The 2,170-nt window shown below is 39.3% G+C and carries 2 protein-coding genes; both read right to left on the reverse strand.

Translation table 11 applies throughout. The annotated features are described in order from the left end of the window. Nucleotides 1-265 precede the first annotated feature (265 nt). Complete coding sequence (locus BCT81_RS27050; RefSeq protein WP_102426464.1) at nucleotides 266-1,015, reverse strand: hypothetical protein; 750 nt, start codon at nucleotides 1,013-1,015, stop codon at nucleotides 266-268. Between the two features lie 125 nt (nucleotides 1,016-1,140). Continuing rightward, nucleotides 1,141-1,746, reverse strand: coding sequence for a hypothetical protein (locus BCT81_RS27055; RefSeq protein WP_133152745.1), 606 nt, complete (start codon nucleotides 1,744-1,746; stop codon nucleotides 1,141-1,143). Nucleotides 1,747-2,170: the final 424 nt, after the last annotated feature.

Consider the following 2,170-nt stretch of genomic DNA (forward strand, 5'->3'; position numbering starts at 1 on the left):
CCTTATATTAGCAAGCCTTGAATAACTACAGGTATTGCAAATAGCAAAATTGATGTGCAGAACGCACCGGATGATTTGTCGAAATCTCTGTCTTTCGAAGACCGCGTTTACCTTGAGAAAAGTATCAAGGCCGCCACCCTTCTAGAGCAGATCGCATAATTTACTTATATAGAGTAGAGGCTCGGGCTTGTTCAACACTTGGGATTTAACGTTGGCTACGCAACGCTTAATCCTTATCTGTTATACAAATTATTTCGACATTACATCAAAACGGTATATCCATATCAAACTCAAACGTCTCATCTCTGTTTGGGTTGGTTCTCCAGTGTAAGTGAGATAACCCTAGAGAACTCACAAGCATACAAACTACTGCAAGTAAGAAAATCTTTATGTCACCTTTAATACGCTGATAAAAAGAGTTCAGTGATTCATAGTCAAATAGCTCTAAGTCACGAAACTCTACAATTGCTAAGTCTTTTACTTCTTGAGTGATTGTCGAAGAATGCTTCAGAGCATTGTTAACGACACGCAACTGATTAATTGGCACATAATTATCAACCTCACTTATTTTGACATTTCTTGAGTTATACTCTTTTTTCAAAGATTTCCAATTGAATAAAGACTTTTTGTCAACGTTACTAAAAGCTAAAGATAGCAAGCTCTTAAGCGTAATTTCCAACTGCTTAAATGAGTAAATCACTTGCATTTCCACTAAAGCAAATACTTGATCAGAAATGTATTCGCTGTGAGCTCGTGATGCTTGGCAGTCTAAAACCAAGTCATGGTACTCATCGATATTAAATTCAACGTACTCATCCGTAGCTTGGTATTTTGCATCGTAATCCGAGTTCCAGTCATCGTAACGTTTTTCAGCTGTATCCAACTCCCGCTTAAGTACAGCGTACTCCTCATTCATTTGAGTATTCAGCGAGGCTATTGCGAGATCGAACAAGTTTTCGCTACACTCAGCCGTATGAAATAACTCATCAACCAATTTTTGTTCTGTGCTGTACACCAAAACTCCTCATTTGTATAACGCCAGCCATAAGGTGCGCCCCGCGAAACTCACCAAGCCAGTTGAACTCCAAACCAAAAATGCCGAGTGTAAAGCGTCACCTTGATGGCCTTGTTATCTGGATTTTACAGCCCGTTTCTAAGCGTATTTTTTGTGCCTTCAGCTATGGTATTTATTTCTGCTTTAATATTTTCTAATTTATAACACCGCCCACCTAAGTCTTCCCAAAGATCATGGTCAACTAGGTCAAAGAAGCTCTTTACACGTTCACATGACCATTCATGTGTTGAAGCAATGTAAATTTTGTCAATATGATCTTCTTCAGGCCAAAGTCGCATGTTTAAAATTTCAGCACTAATTGCATTTAGGAGCATAAGTTCATTCGCCAACTCTTCTGAGTCTGTAGAAAGAGACTTCAAAATATCTGACTCAACGGCAATTTCTGACATTGTTTTAATTAAGTTGACCCGATGTTCATTGACCTTTGTTGTATTGGGGTTTGCCCTTGCAACTAACATATTTCCTGCATACACGACGATTGCACATATGTGTTTTATCAAAACAACTTTTGTCGAGTAGATAGTGTCATTTCGTTTCTGAGCTCTCCATTGGTGATATACATAAAGAGCAAAAATTGTAGCTATAAAGCCAGCTCCCCCACCAAGAATGGTAAAGCTCAATGACAGCAACTCCGATATTGTCATTTCACCTTCTGGGACAGAAGGTTCCATCAACACTCCTGCCCAGATACCCCCGACAAGACCCAAAGTGAAAATTAGAGCCGACAATAGAATATCCCACATTACTTTTAACTATCTCCAACATTCTTTTTTCAGCTAACGCTTTATAGACGGATCTTTCCGTAATTATATGCAATCAATAGTAACGCTAATTATATTCACGTTCAATCGAAAGCCCGCACAGCCTAGTGTCTAAGGCATGAGCTTCAGAAATTGCAGGAAGTTTCCGTATAACTCCGGCGGATTCCGAGAGATACGATTTTCACCCTGATTGCACTCCAAATGAGCATGATCTTATCTTCTTTCGTCTGATTAGATTTAGTAGGGCAAACGCACGCCCCTAAATTTCGTAGGGTATTTGGTCTAACGCATTTCAGGGCATTTTCGAGCTAGAAAATGCCACGGGTAAAAATTC

The organism is Vibrio sp. 10N.261.52.A1 (genome assembly GCF_002876325.1).
GTDB lineage: Bacteria > Pseudomonadota > Gammaproteobacteria > Enterobacterales > Vibrionaceae > Vibrio > Vibrio chagasii.